Here is a 16489-nt window from a genome sequence, read left to right on the forward strand (position 1 = left end):
TAAAACGATTGAACTCGTCCCGATGAATCGGGACTCAGACAGCAATCGTTTCTGACGGCCTTCCGTTTCTCACGTCGTCGGCTGGCCGATGTCGGCAAATTAAAACACAATACTTTTTTATTCGCGGGAGGAAAGTTGGCATCGGCGAGCGGTGTGGGCGGCAAGGATCGCAGCTTTCAGATATTTTGTGAATCAAGAAGGGCTTTCTGTCATCTCAACGCCCTGCGCATCAAAATATCTGGTAAGCGGGATGGGGGCGATCGTGCGTTTCGATGCCAACAATTTTTGGTGACTTTTTCAAAAAGTCACTATAAAACAAACAACAAAATTCTAACTTAGTTCGACCCCGTCAGGGTCGCAATACCGCTAAATTCTTTATACTTCCTTTACCCCGGGTTTTGTAAATCCGGCAAACGACGGAGACACCCGGGGCTACTCATGGTTGGACTCCTCCCGGAGTCCCTGGATCTACGCTCACGAGTGCGCCGGGCGGCCGATGTCGGAAAAGACAGAAAAACAAATACAATGCTTTTTGATTTGCGGGTGGGTATGTTTTTTCCTGGACCCCAAAACCGTATCAACCCTGAAGTGCCACCACATTCAGCACCTGCCCAACCATCGTCACTGTGGTTCCGTAACCACGTCCTAAAACGCGAAAGTCCGGCCAGAAGCCGGACTTTCGGTATGGGGAAGTCTCACCCACTTACAAGAAACCGTATAAACAGGCAGGCCGTGCAGCCCTTCCTGTCAAAATCCGTTCGCGAAGGTGACCAGACTGCAAATCTGCCTGAGTAATCGCTCATCCATCAGGAATGGGTGGATTCCGCAGGAACGGACCGCAGAAGGCTTTCAGGGTTCCTCACCGGCTTCTTCTCCAGCGCCAGATCGAGAACATCCATCATCTTTTTCACGAAGTGGATCTTCAGTCCGGAAAGCGCCTCTTTCGACAGATCCTTCACATCCTTCCTATTCCGTTCGGGAAGGATGATTTCGGTGATCCCGGCCCGCTTGGCTGCGAGCACCTTTTCCTTGATTCCGCCCACCGGTAACACCAGTCCGCGCAAGGTGATTTCACCCGTCATACTTAATCCGGACCGTATTTTCCGCTGAGTGAAAATGGACGTAATGGCACTCAGCATGGCCACACCAGCCGAAGGTCCGTCTTTCGGAATGGCACCCGCCGGCACGTGAATATGCAGATCCAGTTCGGTGAAAAACCGGGGATTCAGATTCAGGTCGGCTGCATGGGCTTTCACAAACGTCATGGCAGCCTGTACCGATTCCTTCATCACATCGCCTAACTGTCCGGTCAGTGTGAGTTTACCCGATCCGGCCATGACATTGGCTTCGATAAAAAGGATGTCACCACCAACCGGTGTCCAGGCCATTCCGGTGGCAACGCCCGGCATGGTGGTTTGCTCGGCCACATCGCTGAAAAACTTTTCGGGTCCGAGAATCGATTCCAGATGGTCGGGACGGATGTCTTTCTTCGACCGCTTTCCGGTGGCCTTGTCCTTGGCCACATGCCGGCAAACGGCTCCGATCTGCCGTTCCAGACTGCGAACGCCTGCTTCACGGGTATATGACTCGATCAGTTTCCGCAGGGTATCATCGCCGATGGTTACATCGCCCTCCTTCAATCCATGTTCCTTCACCTGACGCGGGATGAGGTACTGACGGGCGATCTGCAATTTGTCGGGCTCGGTGTAGCTTGAGAGTTCAATAATTTCCATCCGGTCGCGCAACGGTCCGGGAATGGTATCGAGTGAATTGGCCGTCGCAATAAAAATCACTTTGCTCAGGTCATATGGCACTTCAAGATAGTGATCACTGAAGGAGTGATTCTGTTCCGGATCGAGCACCTCGAGCAACGCCGACGAGGGATCACCCCGGAAATCCATTCCCAGTTTATCCACTTCATCGAGCATAAACACGGGATTGGAGGATTTTGCCTTTTTCATGCCCTGAATAATCCGGCCCGGAAGGGCACCCACATAGGTCCGGCGGTGACCGCGAATCTCGGCTTCATCACGTACTCCACCGAGTGATATCCGAACAAAATGCCGGCCCAAAGCACGGGCAATCGACTGGCCGAGGGAGGTTTTTCCCACGCCGGGAGGTCCATAGAAGCACAAAATCGGACCCTTCATGTCCTTCTTCAGTTTCAGGACCGCCAGATATTCCAGAATCCGCTTCTTTACTTTTTCCAGATCGTAATGATCATCATTCAGAATTTTTTCGGCCTTTTTCAGGTCGAGCACATCGGCGGTATAATCATCCCAGGGCAGATCAAGCAACCAATCTATGTAATTGCGGGTCACGCCGTAATCGGCTGCAGCCGGATTCTGCCGGGCCAGTTTCCTGATTTCGTGATCGAACACTTCCTGTATTTCAGCCGGCCATTTTTTCTCGCGGGCACGACGTTTCAATTCATCAATATCAGCATCGGCATTGTCACCCTCTCCCAGTTCCTGCTGAATGGCCTTTAATTGCTGACGCAGATAAAATTCACGCTGGGTTTTCTCCATGTCTGTTTTCACCTTCTGGTGAATTTCAGAGCTGAGTTCCAGTGTGGAAAGTTCAAGCTGAATCTGAACCATGATTTTCTCGGCCAGATCGCGAACCTTTCCGGTTTCGAGCAATTCCTGTTTCAGATTCTGGGTGGCTGGCAGATTCGATGCAATGAAGTACAACAGCGGTTTCAGAGAATCGATGTTCTCAATGGCAATCTTTACTTCATTGGGAATATTCGGATTCAGATCTACCAGTTGATTGGCCAGGTTTTTCAGGGTCAGAATCAGCGCATCGGCCTCAGCCACCGGCACCATTTCTTCTTCGAGCAGGTTCACATCCGCCCGGAAGAAAGGCTCGGTATCGGTGTAATTCTGAATCTGAAAACGGTCATGTCCCTGAATGACCACCGACTGGGAGCCATCGGGCAGTTTTAACAATTTCATCACATGAACCACGGTGCCGACCCGGTACAGGTCATTGGTGTCGGGTTCTTCGATTTTTGCATCTTTCTGGGCGACGACTCCCAGTGTCTTGTCTTTTTTAAGTATGTCTTCGATGAGTCGCTGAGACTTGCTGCGGCCGATGGTGATGGGAATAATCACTCCCGGAAAAATCACCGTGTTGCGCAGCGGCAGAATCGGCAGGGACCGTGAGGACGGATTGTGCTGATCTTCCATGCAGTGTTCCTTTATTCAGGTTGCCGGACCGGGCCGGAAGGGACTTTCCCCACTGGTCTGAGCCGGTGGCGCCAATCTCAGCAAAATCCTTACCAAAAATTTTCCGACCGCTTTCGGCAGATCGTGTGACAAAAGGACAGGATAGCGTTTCGGTCCGGCCAGAGGGCCCTTACCAACTCCCTTTCCGCTTAAAATGAGAAAACCGGGACCTTTTACAAAGCCCCGGTTTCACAATCCGATCAGACCAGCAATCGGTCTCTCAGGAAACCACTTTCAGGTTAAAAGCACCGTTTTGAGTGGCCATCCAGATACGCAGCCAAACCGGCAGAATGGCCTCGGTTCCCCGGGAAGAAGAGATATCACCCAGATCGAGGATCGAGGCAGATGACCATCCGAATTCTGCAAGGAGTTTTTTCACCGTTTCCTTGGCTTCTGCCGAATTGCCACAAATAAAATTGGTGTGATTGCCACCCCCGATCATGGCCGGATTGACCATCAGACCACACCACATGGTGTTCAGGGTTTTGACAACGTGACTTTTCGGAAAGGTCTTCTGCAACTCTTCACCCAGTGACCAGGTGTTCGACAGGGCAGGAACCAGAGAAGGGGGCATCCCCTTGCTGAAATCGAGCGGATTGGAGACATCCATAATCACCTTGCCCTCAATAGCCGGACCGGCAGACTGCAACGCCTGCACCGACACGGCTCCCAAGGTGGCATTGATAATCAGTTCACCGAAGGCCGCTGCCTCGGCAAACGTTCCGACTTTCACCTCTTTGTTGGATTGAATCCAGACCGAGAAAGGCGGATTTCCATATCCATCCTTTTCCTGACGGGCCAGGGTTTCACTGACCGATCTTGTTCCGATCATGACGGAGTGACCCAGTGATTTCAGGCGGGTGGCGAAGGTTTGACCAACCGTTCCGGTTCCGAAAATGGCGATGTTCATAGACTTGCTCCTTTGTTTTGTGTCTGATACAAAGGTCCGGCAATTCCCGTTGCCTCTGATAGGACAAAAGTGGGTTTAACTGGTCATTTCTTAAACTGGCTGCGATATTCCAGCGGAGTGAGTCCGGTATGTTTCTTGAAAAACTTGCCAAAATGAGCCGGATCGGAAAAGTTCAGCCTCCAGGCAATTTCAGCCATGTCATACGGAGTAAACCGGATAAGGGATTGTGCTTCCTTAAGCACCCGTTCGGCAATGACCGACAGGGCTCTTTTACCCGAGGCATCCTTCACCGCCTGTGACAGATGATTGGGCGTGACCGCCAGCAGACTGGCATACTCTTCAACCGTCCGCTTTTCGAGGTAATAATGATCCACCAGCCGGATGTACTTCTGCAGCAGCAGCCGTTGCGGGGTCGAAAAGCCCTGTTCCCAATCTGACATGGCTTTGACGGCTTCCTTTAACTGAACCAGGGACAGCAGAATGGCAAGGGCCGTTTTCATCTGCGTCTGAGTGGAGGGGTGATCTGTCTGACTGAAAACCAACTCGAACCAGGGCCTGAGTTCCTGGTAACGTGCCTGACTGATCCGGAAAAAATTGGTATGACGGATGTCAAAAAAGGGAAACTCCTCATCCAGGTCAGGTTTATAAAAAGAAAACAGCTCCCGTTTGAAATAGATCAGAAATCCCTCGGCCGAGGAATCCCGGTAAAAACTGTAAATATGACCCGGCGCCTGAAAAACCAGAAAGGAATCCAGCCGGGTAACATCGGTGGAATCATACGTGATCCGGGTGGAACCGGCATTGGTAACCAGGCCCATGAAGTAAAATCCCTTGCGGAAAGGGGCCATGTAATTGTTCATACCGGTGTCATCCGGACGCACCCGCAGACAGTACACCAGCGGATCCGCCGTCCGGTAGGGGGAAGGGATGGCGGCCAGGAAATCATTTATCTCCTGAAAGAACGGAATCTGCTCGTCGTGGGACCGGTCGGGTTTCATTCCGAAAAGGTGCCGTGTTTTCCCCGAAAATGCAACAAGCATCCGGGTGACGGCACGCAAATCAACCCGCTTACCGGCCAAAACTACTGTATTTAATTTCTGTATTTTTTAGTATATTCGGTCCATCAATCGTAACTGGTAACGGGTCTGGTCCCCTTCCCCCACTCACAGACCACCCAACACACCGGTATCTGGAAGGATTTACATGAGCGCTGCAGCTTACACGGAAGACAGCATAAAATCGCTGGATTGGCGGGAGCATATCCGCCTTCGTCCCGGCATGTACATTGGCAAACTCGGCGATGGGTCGGCCCCCGATGATGGCATTTACGTCCTGTTTAAAGAAATCATGGACAATGCCATCGATGAACACGTCATGGGTTTCGGAAAAACCATCGAAGTGAAGGTAACCGATACCTCAGTCAGAATCCGGGACTTTGGCCGGGGCATTCCGCTGGGAAAGGTCATCGACTGCGTCAGCCGGATTAACACGGGCGGTAAGTACGATTCACAGGCGTTTAAAAAATCGGTCGGTCTGAATGGTGTGGGAACCAAGGCAGTGAATGCACTCAGCTCGGCGTTTCTTGTTCAGTCGGTCCGCGACGGACGGACGAAAGTGGCCGAGTTCGATCAGGGAGTCATCCGCAAAGATCACCGTGAAGCGGCATCGGATGAGCGGAACGGAACCCTCGTCCACTTCACCCCGGATGGCACCATATTTAAAAACTTCCTTTTCCGCGCCGAATTTCTCGAGGAAATGCTCTGGAATTATGCGTTCCTGAACGCCGGACTGACCATTCTGTTTAACGGACAGAAAATTGTCTCGCAGAATGGGTTGCTCGATCTGCTGGGCCGGAAAGTGAACCAGGAAACCATCCGCTACCCGATTATTCACCTGCGGGGCGAAGACATTGAAGTGGCCATGACGCATGGCAATCAGTATGGCGAGGAGTATTACTCTTTCGTCAACGGTCAGTTTACCACCCAGGGAGGAACCCATCTGGCCGCCTTCCGGGAAGCAGTGGTTAAAACCATCCGCGAATTTTATAAGAAGGAATTTGATCCCTCCGACATCCGTGCCTCCATTTCGGCTGCCATCAGCATCCGGGTTCAGGAACCCGTGTTCGAATCTCAGACCAAAACCAAACTCGGCTCCTCCAATCTGTATCCCGACGGTCCGACCATCCGGGGTTACATCACCGATTTCCTCAAAAAAGCACTCGACGATTACCTGCACCGGCATTCAGATGTTGCCCAGGCGCTGCTCGACCGCATTGTTCAATCCGAAAAGGAACGGAAGGAAATTGCCGGGATCAAAAAACTGGCCAATGAACGGGCAAAAAAGGCCAACCTGCATAATAAAAATCTGCGCGATTGCCGGTTCCACCTGAACGAAGGCAAGGACGAGCGGAAATACAATTCCACCATTTTCATCACCGAGGGAGATTCGGCCAGCGGATCCATCACCAAATCGCGGAACGTGGAAACACAAGCCGTTTTCAGTCTGCGCGGTAAACCGATGAACTGTTTCGGCATGACGAAAAAATATGTCTATGAAAATGAAGAACTGAACCTGTTGCAGCATGCGCTGAATATCGAGGATGGCATTGAATATCTGCGGTACAATCAGGTCGTTCTGGCCACCGATGCCGATGAGGATGGCAAGCACATCCGCATGATCCTGCTGACGTTTTTCCTTCAGTTCTTTCCCGATCTGGTTCGGAACGGACATCTGTACATTCTCGAAACGCCTCTTTTCCGCGTCCGGACGAAAAAGGAGACCCGCTACTGTTACAATGAAGAAGAAAAGCAGAAGGCGATGGCGGCGCTGGGAAAAGGTGTGGAAATCACACGGTTTAAAGGATTGGGAGAAATTTCACCCGATGAATTTGCCGGATTTATTGGTGAAAACATCCGCCTGCAGCCGGTGGTTCTTTCGAAGGAAACCACCATTAAAAATCTTCTCGAATTTTACATGGGAACCAACACGCCCGAGAGGCGCAATTACATCATTGACAATCTTCGCGTAGAAAAGGATCTGGCTGAACATGAGCTCGTCTGAGTCGAATGGAACCACACCCGGTTTGCATGAACCGGGTCATGTGAACAGTGTACGTGGCATGTTCGATAGCTGGTGGCTCGATTACGCCAGTTATGTGATCCTGGACCGCGCAGTCCCTGCCATCACCGATGGACTGAAACCGGTTCAGCGGCGGATTCTGCATGCCATGCGTGAAATGGAAGATGGCCGCTATCATAAAGTCGCCAACATCATCGGCCAGACCATGATGTTTCACCCCCACGGCGATCAGTCCATCACAGCTGCTCTGGTTAATCTGGGGCAGAAGGATTTACTGATCGATACACAGGGAAACTGGGGCGATCCGCGAACCGGCGATTCGGCGGCTGCTGCCCGTTACATCGAGGCACGTCTTTCCAAATTTGCACTGGAAGTCCTGTTCCACGAAAAAACCACCGACTGGCAACTCAGCTATGATGGCCGCCGGCGTGAACCGGTTGCGTTTCCTGTTAAATTTCCGCTGCTGCTGGCTCAGGGTGTTGAAGGAATTGCAGTTGGTCTTTCCACCAAAATTCTGCCGCACAATTTCTGCGAACTGATCAATGCCAGCATTCACATTCTCGAAGGCAAGGAACCGGTTATTTTCCCCGACTTCCAGACGGGTGGAATGATTGACGTGTCGGCCTACAACGATGGAAAGAAGGGTGGCAAGGTCAGAATCCGCGCAAAAATTGAGGAGCAGGATAAGAAAACGCTGGTGATCCGTGAAATTCCTTACGGGGTCACCACCACCAGCCTGATTGAATCCATTCTGAAGGCGAATGACAAAGGCAAAATCAAAATCAAACGGGTGATTGATAACACCGCCAAAGACATTGAAATTGTGGTGGAACTGGCCCCCGGTGTCTCGCCCGATGTGACCGTGGATGCGTTGTACGCGTTTACCGATTGCGAAATTTCAGAATCACCCAACGCCTGTGTCATCATCGAAGAAAAACCGGTTTTCCTCGGTGTGACCGATATTCTGCATTACAACACCGAACACACCGTTCAACTGCTTAAAGCCGAGCTGGAAGAAAAACGAAATGCCCTCATGGAACAATGGCATTTTTCCTCGCTCGAAAAAATCTTTATCGAGAACCGCATTTACCGCGATATTGAAGAATGCGAAACATGGGAATCGGTACTCGATACCATCGATAAAGGCCTCGATCCGTTCAAGAAAAAACTGAAACGCGAGGTGACCCGTGACGATATCACCCGCCTGACAGAAATCAAGATCAAACGGATTTCCAAATATGATTCCTTTAAGGCAGACGAGGAATTGAAACAACTCGATGCCGATATAAAACAGGTGAATCACCACCTGGCTCATCTGGTCGAATACACCATCGACTATTTCAAAGGAATTCTGAAAAAATACGGAACCGGCCGCGAACGGAAAACGGAAATCCGTACGTTCGACACCATTGCAGCCCGGTCGGTGGTCATTGCCAATCAGAAATTGTACGTCAACCGGGCCGATGGATTTATCGGTTACGGACTGAAAAAGGATGAGTACATCTGCGACTGTTCCGATATTGATGACATCATCGTTTTTCTGAAAAGCGGCAGCATGATGGTGACCCGGATTGAAGAGAAAAAATTCATCGGCAAGGACATCATTCATGTGGATGTCTGGAAAAAGAACGATGAACGCCGCATTTACAATGTGGTGTATGCAGACGGTCCGACTGGAATTTCCTATGCCAAACGGTTTGCCGTCACTGCCATTACCCGCGACAAGGACTACGACCTGACCAAAGGCGGAAAGGGTTCGCGGATCTTATATCTGACCAGCAACCCCAATGGCGAATCTGAAGTGGTCACCATTAATCTGTCGCCCAATTGCAATGCAAAGATTAAAACCTTCGATTTCGATTTCGGTGAACTGGCCATCAAAGGCCGTCAGTCCATGGGAAATATTCTCACCCGCTGGCCGGTAAAAAAACTCACCCGCAAATCGGTCGGACCGAGCAGTTTCGGCGCACGTAAAATTTTCTATGATGCAGTGGTCGGCAGGCTGAACGTCGAAGGGCGTGGACAGTATGTCGGGGCATTCAATACCAACGACACCATCCTGGTGATTTACAAGGATGGCAGTTATGAACAGACCAGTCATGAACTGACAAACCGGTATGAACCCGATCAGGTGCTTTTAATCAGGAAATATCACCCGGAACTGGTAATTAACGCCGTGTATTTCGAAGGTGAACAGGAAAATTACTTCGTTAAACGGTTTATCATCGAAACACAAACGCTTGATAAACGATTCGGATTCATCGGCGACCATAAGAAGTCGAAACTCATCACCGTTTCGCTGGTTCAGGAACCGGTCATTGAAGTGGAATATGCCAAAGGCAAAACCAAAGAAACGGTCACCGAGACAGTAAATCTTTCCGAATTCATGGATCTGAAAGGCTGGAAGGCATTGGGTAACCGTCTGACCACTTTCCCGGTTAAATCGGTGAAATTACTCACAGCCATGGATGACGTTCATGAACTCGATGAGCCGGTTACCACCACCCCCGAATCAGGAGAAGAATCGGACGAACCGGAAGCCGATCCGCAAATTGGTTTATTCGGAAAATAAGAGAGTGGTGATTGGGGATTGGGGATTGGAAAAACCCGGACCCCGAGTGCCGAATCCGGTGGCTGAGGCGCTCGAAGCCACAAGGATGAGGTTCTGAAAGTCCGGCTCTGACGGATATCGAGATGGTCGGGTTTTTCCGGTGACGGGTCACGCGTGACGAGTGACGAGAAAATACCAGTGACTGGTTATTAGAAAAACCAAAGCCGTCAAAAGGTTCTCCCTCTCCGGCAGAGAGGGAGAAATCCGGAATTCCGCTCCCTGCATTTTAAACATTAAATCTGAAATGCATCACGTCACCATCCTGAACCACGTAGTCTTTTCCTTCCACGCGGAGCAAGCCAGCTTCCTTCACGGCCTGTTCCGATCCGAGGCGGGTAAGATCCTCATATTTCATCACCTCGGCCCGGATAAATCCTTTTTCAAAATCGGTGTGAATCACACCGGCTGCCTGAGGGGCCTTGTCTCCTTTATGAATCGTCCACGCACGGACTTCCTTCACGCCCGCAGTGAAATAGGTCATGAGACCCAGCATATCGAATCCGATGGTGATGATCTGATCGAGGCCAGAGCGGGATAACCCGAGACCTGCCAGGAAATCATGACGTTCTGCAATCGGTAATTCAGCAATCTCGGCTTCGATGGCTGCAGAAATAATCACCAACCGTGCACCCTCTTCATCTGCAATGGCCTGAACTTCCTTCACATAGTGATTGCCGGTCAGGATGTCCTTTTCGGCCACGTTGGCCACGTAAAGCACACGCTTATCCGTCAGGAAAAAGCAGTCTGAAAAAACTTCCTTCTGCTCGGGTGTGGCCGGGAACGTCCGGACGGGTTTTCCCTGAGTCAGATGCTCATTTAAGGCCATAAGAAGATCAGTATCCTCTTTCGCCTTTTTATCTCCCGATTTCATGCCTTTACTGACGCGCTGAATTTTCTTTTCCAGCGTTTCCATGTCCTTGAAAATCAGTTCCAACTCGATGACCTCAATGTCGCGTTTCGGATTCACCGATCCATCGACATGCACCACGTTTTCATCATCAAAGCAACGGACGACATGCAGAATGGCATCACATTCCCGGATGTTAGACAGAAACTGATTGCCAAGTCCTTCCCCTTTTGATGCGCCCTTTACCAGTCCGGCGATATCAACAAATTCCACTGCAGCAGGAATAACCGTATGGGTTCCGGTGATTTCCTTCAGACGCCACAAACGGTCATCGGGAACATCGACCACACCGGTATTCGGTTCGATGGTACAGAATGGGAAATTGGCAGCCTGCGCACCGGCTGCTGTGATTGCATTAAACAAGGTAGATTTTCCCACATTGGGAAGTCCGACGATTCCGATTTTTAAAGCCATTTTTTTAGTTAAGAGTTACGGGTTAAAAGTTAAAAGAAAACACAATTACAATTGAACATAAATCTGTGAACGGAAATCCAAAAAACCCGGACCCTGCATTTCCCCGACTTCATCGGGATAAACTTCAGGCTCAATGACCGGTCGAAGGGCCAAGGGTTTTTTCTGATAAAAGTTAAAAGAAAACAGAAATAAGTGTTGGGTGATTGGAAAAACCACGCACACTTTGTCATCCCGAGGAAAATCGGGATCTCTGTATTTCCAGAGAGCCAGTTAAATAAATTACCTGAATACGAGAATCCGGCCTTGCCGTCAGTGCCGGACTCACAGCGCCGAAATGAAAACTGAGGTAATGTGCCCGGATTTTCCTTCAAAACCGGCCAATAGACCCTCTCCCCTTCCCTATCCGGCGGAGAGGGAGTCATTCTGAATTCTGAATTCTGAATTCTGTCTTTTGTGTCACCCTTTCCTAAGCGTATTTCCGAGTTCATCGGTGTCATCATCACGCCGGGTGACACCTGCCTCTTTCAGAACAGTGCCACACTGATCAATAGCCGCAATTAATCCAGCCGCGGCTTTTTTCTGCCGGATCGATGCAATCAGGTCGGTAACCAGTGAATCCCACGTTCCCGCCTTTACCTTGGCATTGATTCCGGAATCACCGACAATGAGCACACGGTGTTCCAGTTCTGAAATAAAAATGAGAATGCCCGACCGGTCACGGGTTCTAAAAACCTCTTCCGAAAGAAAAGCCTCGGCCGCCCGTGAAGTCACCGCCCGGTCTACTGAATCGCGATCGGCAAGCAACCGGATAACGAAGGGAATTCTAACCAGTAACAAGGTGGATAGCACACCAATGGTCAGTCCGATCAGAATGACTTCGAGAATACCCAGATCGTACCAGTAATTTCCGTATTCGAACCAGGCCAGGGCGGCCACCGTCCAGGTGGAGTTCAGATAAGTGAGCAACTTCCAGAATACCTCGGGATAGTCGGCAGAGGCATCGACGAAATACGGGACAATTTCACCCGACGATTTTTTTTCGGCCGCCTGAACCGCCGCCTCGATGTCATGAAGATCCTGTTGGGAAAAAAGTGACATTCTATACCTCCGGCTCCTGCTGACTCAGACAATGAAAACTTCCCAGACCCCAGATGATATCGGTGGAATCCAATCCGATCACTGGGCGGTCTTTAAATACCGATTCGAGAATGGCAATGGCTTCGTCATCCTGTTTACACCGATAGGTGGGAACCATGACGCCCGAGTTTGCAATGTAAAAATTGGCATAGGAAGCCGGCAGCCGCTGATCTTCATAGATAACAGGAGCCGGCATGGGAATTTCCACGATATCCATCTGTTTGCCCGATTCCAGCCGCATGGTTTTCAGCATTTTCAGGTTTTCCTGAAGGATGTCGTAATTCTCGTCGGACTTTTTCTTTTCTACCACGGTGACCACAGTGGTCGGATTCACAAACCTGGTGATATCATCAATATGTCCGTCGGTATCATCCCCCACAATTCCATCACCCAGCCAGAGAATGTGATCGACTCCATAGTATGAAACCAGAAATTCCTCGATCTGCGCCTGTGTCAGGTGCGGATTCCGGTTCTCATTCAGCAGACAGGCCGTGGTGGTAAGCAAGGTTCCGCGTCCGTTGAAATCCACCGACCCCCCTTCCATGACGATGCCCGGGTGATAAACCGGAATACCATAATATTCCGCTATCCGCGTCGGGACCACATCATCCAGGTCGAAGGGCGGGTATTTTCCTCCCCAGGCATTGTATCCCCAATCCACAATGACCTTTTTTTGGGATTCCTGCGGATTGATCAAAAAGGCCGGACCGTGATCGCGACACCAGGCATCATTGGTGGGAAAGCGATGAAAGAATACGTTGGATGGCAAGCCGCCGGTCGTTTCCAGCCAGTGACGGGCCGATTGTTCCATGGATTCATCATTGATGTTAATATGAACTTCCTCACCGCGGGCCATCTCCCGGATGAATTGCGAATAGACGGGGTAAACCGACTCGAGTTTGCCCGGCCAGGAGGCTTCCTTGTGTGGCCATGAGAGCCAGGTGGCTTTGTGTGGTTCCCATTCAGCGGGAAACCGGTAATTGAGTTTTTTCATGGGTTTTAATATGTACGCAAAGGCGCTAAGACGCAAAGAGTTTTTACTTCATTATTTGGACGAAAAGGCGCTAAGATTTTTTCATATAGATCTAAATACACTGGACTTTTTAAAAATTGTTTACTACTCGTTGAATTCCGGATTTAATGACCGGAACATTAAAATTCACCAGAAACCCCAACCGCTTTCCAGAAAGACGCATATAAGAAAGCAATTGTGATTTAAATACCGGCAGCACCAGATCGACTGATTTGATTTCAATAATGATTTCATCTTCAACAAGCAAATCCACAATATAGTGCTTGTCCAATTTCTGACCTTTGTATATGACTGGCAAACTTACCTGGCTAAGCGTATTCAGTTTTCTGATTTTTAATTCCTGAATCAGGCAAACCTCATAGACTGATTCCAGTAATCCGGGGCCCAGTTCAGCATGGACTGAGTAAAATGAATCAACAATTAATTTACTGATTACATTTAACTCCTCCGCAGATTTCAATTTAATTTCTCTTTTAAACTTATTCTATCTGTATTCTAAGCGCCTTACGTCCATATTACACATGGTATTCTTTGCGCCTTTGCGCCTTAGCGTCCATATTATTCCATCATTCAATCGATGAAACGCCGGAGGATCGGATCGTAAGCATCAATCCGGCGGTCACGGAGAAAAGGCCAATGCGTCCGGTAAGAATCAGAACGGGTAAGGTCGAGTGATTCCACATGGATGACTTCTTCATCATGGGAGGCTTTAAACAGCAGCCGGCCGAACGGATTGGCAACAAAAGACCCGCCCCAGAATTTCATCTGGCCTTCGACGCCTACGCGGTTCACCGAAATAACGGGGAGTCCGTTGGCAACGGCATGCGCACGCTGAATGGTTTGCCACGCGTTGTACTGTTCGTCATTGGTGGCTGCATCCTGACTGAGTGCCCAGCCGATGGCAGTGGGATACACCAGAACATCTGCACCCATCATGGCGGTAATCCGGGCCGCTTCAGGATACCACTGATCCCAGCAGATCAGCACGCCAATCCGCCCAAAACGGGTATCGAAAACCTTGAATCCCAGATCACCGGGGGTGAAATAAAATTTCTCGAAATAACCCGGATCATCCGGAATGTGCATTTTCCGGTATTTGCCCTGGTAAGACCCATCGGCATCGAGAACCGCCGTGGTGTTATGATACAAGCCTTCCGCCCGCTTTTCGAAAAGCGAGGCCACGATCACCACACCGAGCTCACCTGCCAGCCTGCCAAGTAATTCGGTAGAGGGACCCGGAATCGGTTCGGCCAATTTGAAGTTTTCATAGTCCTCAGTGTCACAGAAATACAAGGACCGGAACAATTCCTGCAGCACAATGACCTGTGCGCCTTTTCCGGCAGCCAATCGTATTTTTTCAACCGTCCGGTTCATGTTGTCAGCCGGATCGGCCGAACAGGACATCTGGATCAGCCCGACGGCCATCTGCCTGTTTTTCATGTTGTTTTTCCTGAATTTTTGGCGTGCAAAGGTAGAGGAAATCCGGATGGAAACGAAACCGGATGCCCTGGATCAACTGGTGGGATCGTATCCGTAGCTTTTCAGAAAGGTCCGGTTTTTCCGCCAGTCTTTTCTCACTTTCACAAAAAGCTGAAGGAAAACCTTCCGGCCGGTGAGCTGTTCAATATCGCGGCGGGCGGCCATTCCGAGATTCCGGATGGCCTCACCCTTTCTGCCAATCAGAATCACCTTTTGTGAGTCCCGTTCCACAATGATCTCGGCCGAAATTTCATCAACCCCATCTTCCCGCTCTGTGTACGCGTTTACCAGAACTGCACTGGAATACGGGATTTCCTTTTCAAACTGAAGGAAGATTTTCTCGCGGATCATTTCTTCCGCAAAAAACCGCATCTGATGGGTGGACAGATCATCGGGCGGATACAAGGGCGGATGCTCGGGTAGCAGAGGCGCCAATGCATCCATCAACTGACTGGTACCCTCACCGGTTCTGGCAGAGACAGGTAAGACTGCCTGCACAGCCGGAATGGCCGACCGGATCAGTTCAGACAACCGTTCCATCCGCTTTGCATCAGAGGTATCCAGTTTGTTCAGCACCGCCAGAACAGGTTTATTAAGCCGGTTCAGGTCGGCCACAAGTACCGACATCACATCGGGAAGGCGGGGGGCAGCGGCATCGAACATGAGCAGAACCACATCGGCATCTGACAGACTCTGCCGGGCAAAGGCCATCATGTTTTCCTGAAGCAGGTAGTCCGGGACCAGATAACCGGGTGTATCCTGAAAAATAGCCTGAAACTGCCCGGTGGTGACAATTCCCATTACCCGGTGACGGGTGGTTTGGGGTTTATGACTGACGATGGATAGTTTCTCGCCCACCAACCGGTTTAACAGCGAGGATTTTCCCACATTGGGCGGTCCGGCCAGTGCGACATAGCCGGTCCGGAAGCCGGTGGTAGGGGTACTCAATGCAATCCGTCCGGTGCGGGGAATAAGCGGAACAGAGCAACCATGTCACGAACCGCCTGATCCAGTCCGACAAAAACGGAACGGGCGATAATGGAATGACCAATGCTCATTTCACCGATTTCATGAATGGCCAACATATCGACCACGTTGTCATAATTGAGTCCATGACCCGCGTTGACCCTCAATCCGAGCTGGTGCGCCTGTTTGGCAGCCGCCCTGATCCGTTCAATCTGGTAAACCCGGGCTTCGCGGGTGCGGGCATTGGCAAATTCGCCGGTATGAATTTCTATGTAATCGGCCCCAAGACCAGCCGCCAGAGCAACCTGCTCAGGATCTGGGTCAATAAACAAACTGACTTCAATATCGGCATCCTGCAGCGGAGGAATGTATTCACTCAGGGCTGCCTGCGTTAACCGGAGGTCCAATCCGCCCTCGGTGGTGAGTTCCATTCGTTTTTCGGGAACGAGGGTCACCAGTTCGGGCAGCACTTCCAGCGCGATGGATTTCATTTCGGCAGTGGCGGCCATTTCAAGATCCAGTTTGGTCTTGATTACCTCGCGCAGCAGACGCAGATCGCGGTCGTTGATGTGGCGGCGGTCCTCACGCAGGTGAACCACCACCCCGCTGGCTCCCGCGTTTTCCAGAATGGGAACAGCGTGAACCGGATCGGGTTCAAGGGCCGCGCGGGCTTCACGAAGGGTGGCAATGTGGTCGATGTTGATACAGAGTCGTTTCATCATGG

The 16489-nt window shown here is 50.6% G+C and carries 12 protein-coding genes; 2 read left to right on the forward strand and 10 right to left on the reverse strand.

The window, feature by feature from the left end; translation table 11 throughout:
* Window positions 1-806: 806 nt before the first annotated feature.
* From lon to HUU10_14825, 3 genes are all read right to left on the reverse strand, one after another.
* Complete coding sequence (gene lon, locus HUU10_14815) at window positions 807-3191, reverse strand: endopeptidase La (protein NUQ82874.1); 2385 nt, start codon at window positions 3189-3191, stop codon at window positions 807-809.
* Between the two features lie 259 nt (window positions 3192-3450).
* Complete coding sequence (locus HUU10_14820) at window positions 3451-4140, reverse strand: NAD(P)-binding domain-containing protein (protein NUQ82875.1); 690 nt, start codon at window positions 4138-4140, stop codon at window positions 3451-3453.
* An 83-nt stretch (window positions 4141-4223) separates the two neighbouring features.
* Window positions 4224-5219 (reverse strand): helix-turn-helix domain-containing protein, encoded by a 996-nt coding sequence (locus HUU10_14825; GenBank protein ID NUQ82876.1) that lies wholly within the window; start codon window positions 5217-5219, stop codon window positions 4224-4226.
* Window positions 5220-5343: 124 nt separating this feature from the next.
* On the opposite strand from HUU10_14825, the gene HUU10_14830 reads away from it, so the two are divergent.
* Window positions 5344-7200, forward strand: coding sequence for a type IIA DNA topoisomerase subunit B (locus tag HUU10_14830; protein NUQ82877.1), 1857 nt, complete (start codon window positions 5344-5346; stop codon window positions 7198-7200).
* The gene (locus tag HUU10_14835; protein NUQ82878.1) at window positions 7187-9790 is read left to right on the forward strand and encodes a DNA gyrase/topoisomerase IV subunit A; all 2604 of its coding nucleotides are present in this window, start codon (window positions 7187-7189) and stop codon (window positions 9788-9790) included. Before HUU10_14830 ends, HUU10_14835 begins: the two co-directional genes overlap by 14 nt.
* 265 nt (window positions 9791-10055) lie before the next feature.
* On the opposite strand, the gene ychF is transcribed toward HUU10_14835, so the two are convergent.
* The 7 genes from ychF to HUU10_14870 all read right to left on the reverse strand — a co-directional run bounded on the left by ychF (window position 10056) and on the right by HUU10_14870 (window position 16484).
* The gene (ychF, locus tag HUU10_14840) at window positions 10056-11150 is read right to left on the reverse strand and encodes a redox-regulated ATPase YchF (protein NUQ82879.1); all 1095 of its coding nucleotides are present in this window, start codon (window positions 11148-11150) and stop codon (window positions 10056-10058) included.
* 456 nt (window positions 11151-11606) lie between these two features.
* On the reverse strand, window positions 11607-12248 hold the full coding sequence (locus HUU10_14845) for a TPM domain-containing protein (protein NUQ82880.1): 642 nt from the start codon (window positions 12246-12248) through the stop codon (window positions 11607-11609).
* 1 nt (window position 12249) lies between these two features.
* On the reverse strand, window positions 12250-13281 hold the full coding sequence (locus tag HUU10_14850; GenBank protein ID NUQ82881.1) for an agmatine deiminase family protein: 1032 nt from the start codon (window positions 13279-13281) through the stop codon (window positions 12250-12252).
* 109 nt (window positions 13282-13390) lie between these two features.
* Window positions 13391-13780 carry a GxxExxY protein gene (locus HUU10_14855; protein NUQ82882.1) on the reverse strand — a complete coding sequence of 130 codons (390 nt, stop codon included), beginning with the start codon at window positions 13778-13780 and terminating at the stop codon, window positions 13391-13393.
* Between the two features lie 110 nt (window positions 13781-13890).
* Window positions 13891-14760, reverse strand: coding sequence for a carbon-nitrogen hydrolase (locus tag HUU10_14860; GenBank protein NUQ82883.1), 870 nt, complete (start codon window positions 14758-14760; stop codon window positions 13891-13893).
* Window positions 14761-14832: 72 nt separating this feature from the next.
* On the reverse strand, window positions 14833-15747 hold the full coding sequence (era, locus tag HUU10_14865; GenBank protein ID NUQ82884.1) for a GTPase Era: 915 nt from the start codon (window positions 15745-15747) through the stop codon (window positions 14833-14835).
* Window positions 15744-16484 (reverse strand): pyridoxine 5'-phosphate synthase, encoded by a 741-nt coding sequence (locus HUU10_14870; GenBank protein ID NUQ82885.1) that lies wholly within the window; start codon window positions 16482-16484, stop codon window positions 15744-15746. The genes era and HUU10_14870 overlap by 4 nt, the downstream gene beginning before the upstream one ends.
* Window positions 16485-16489 lie beyond the last annotated feature (5 nt).

This window comes from Bacteroidota bacterium, from assembly GCA_013360915.1.
Classification (GTDB): Bacteria; Bacteroidota; JABWAT01; order JABWAT01; family JABWAT01; genus JABWAT01.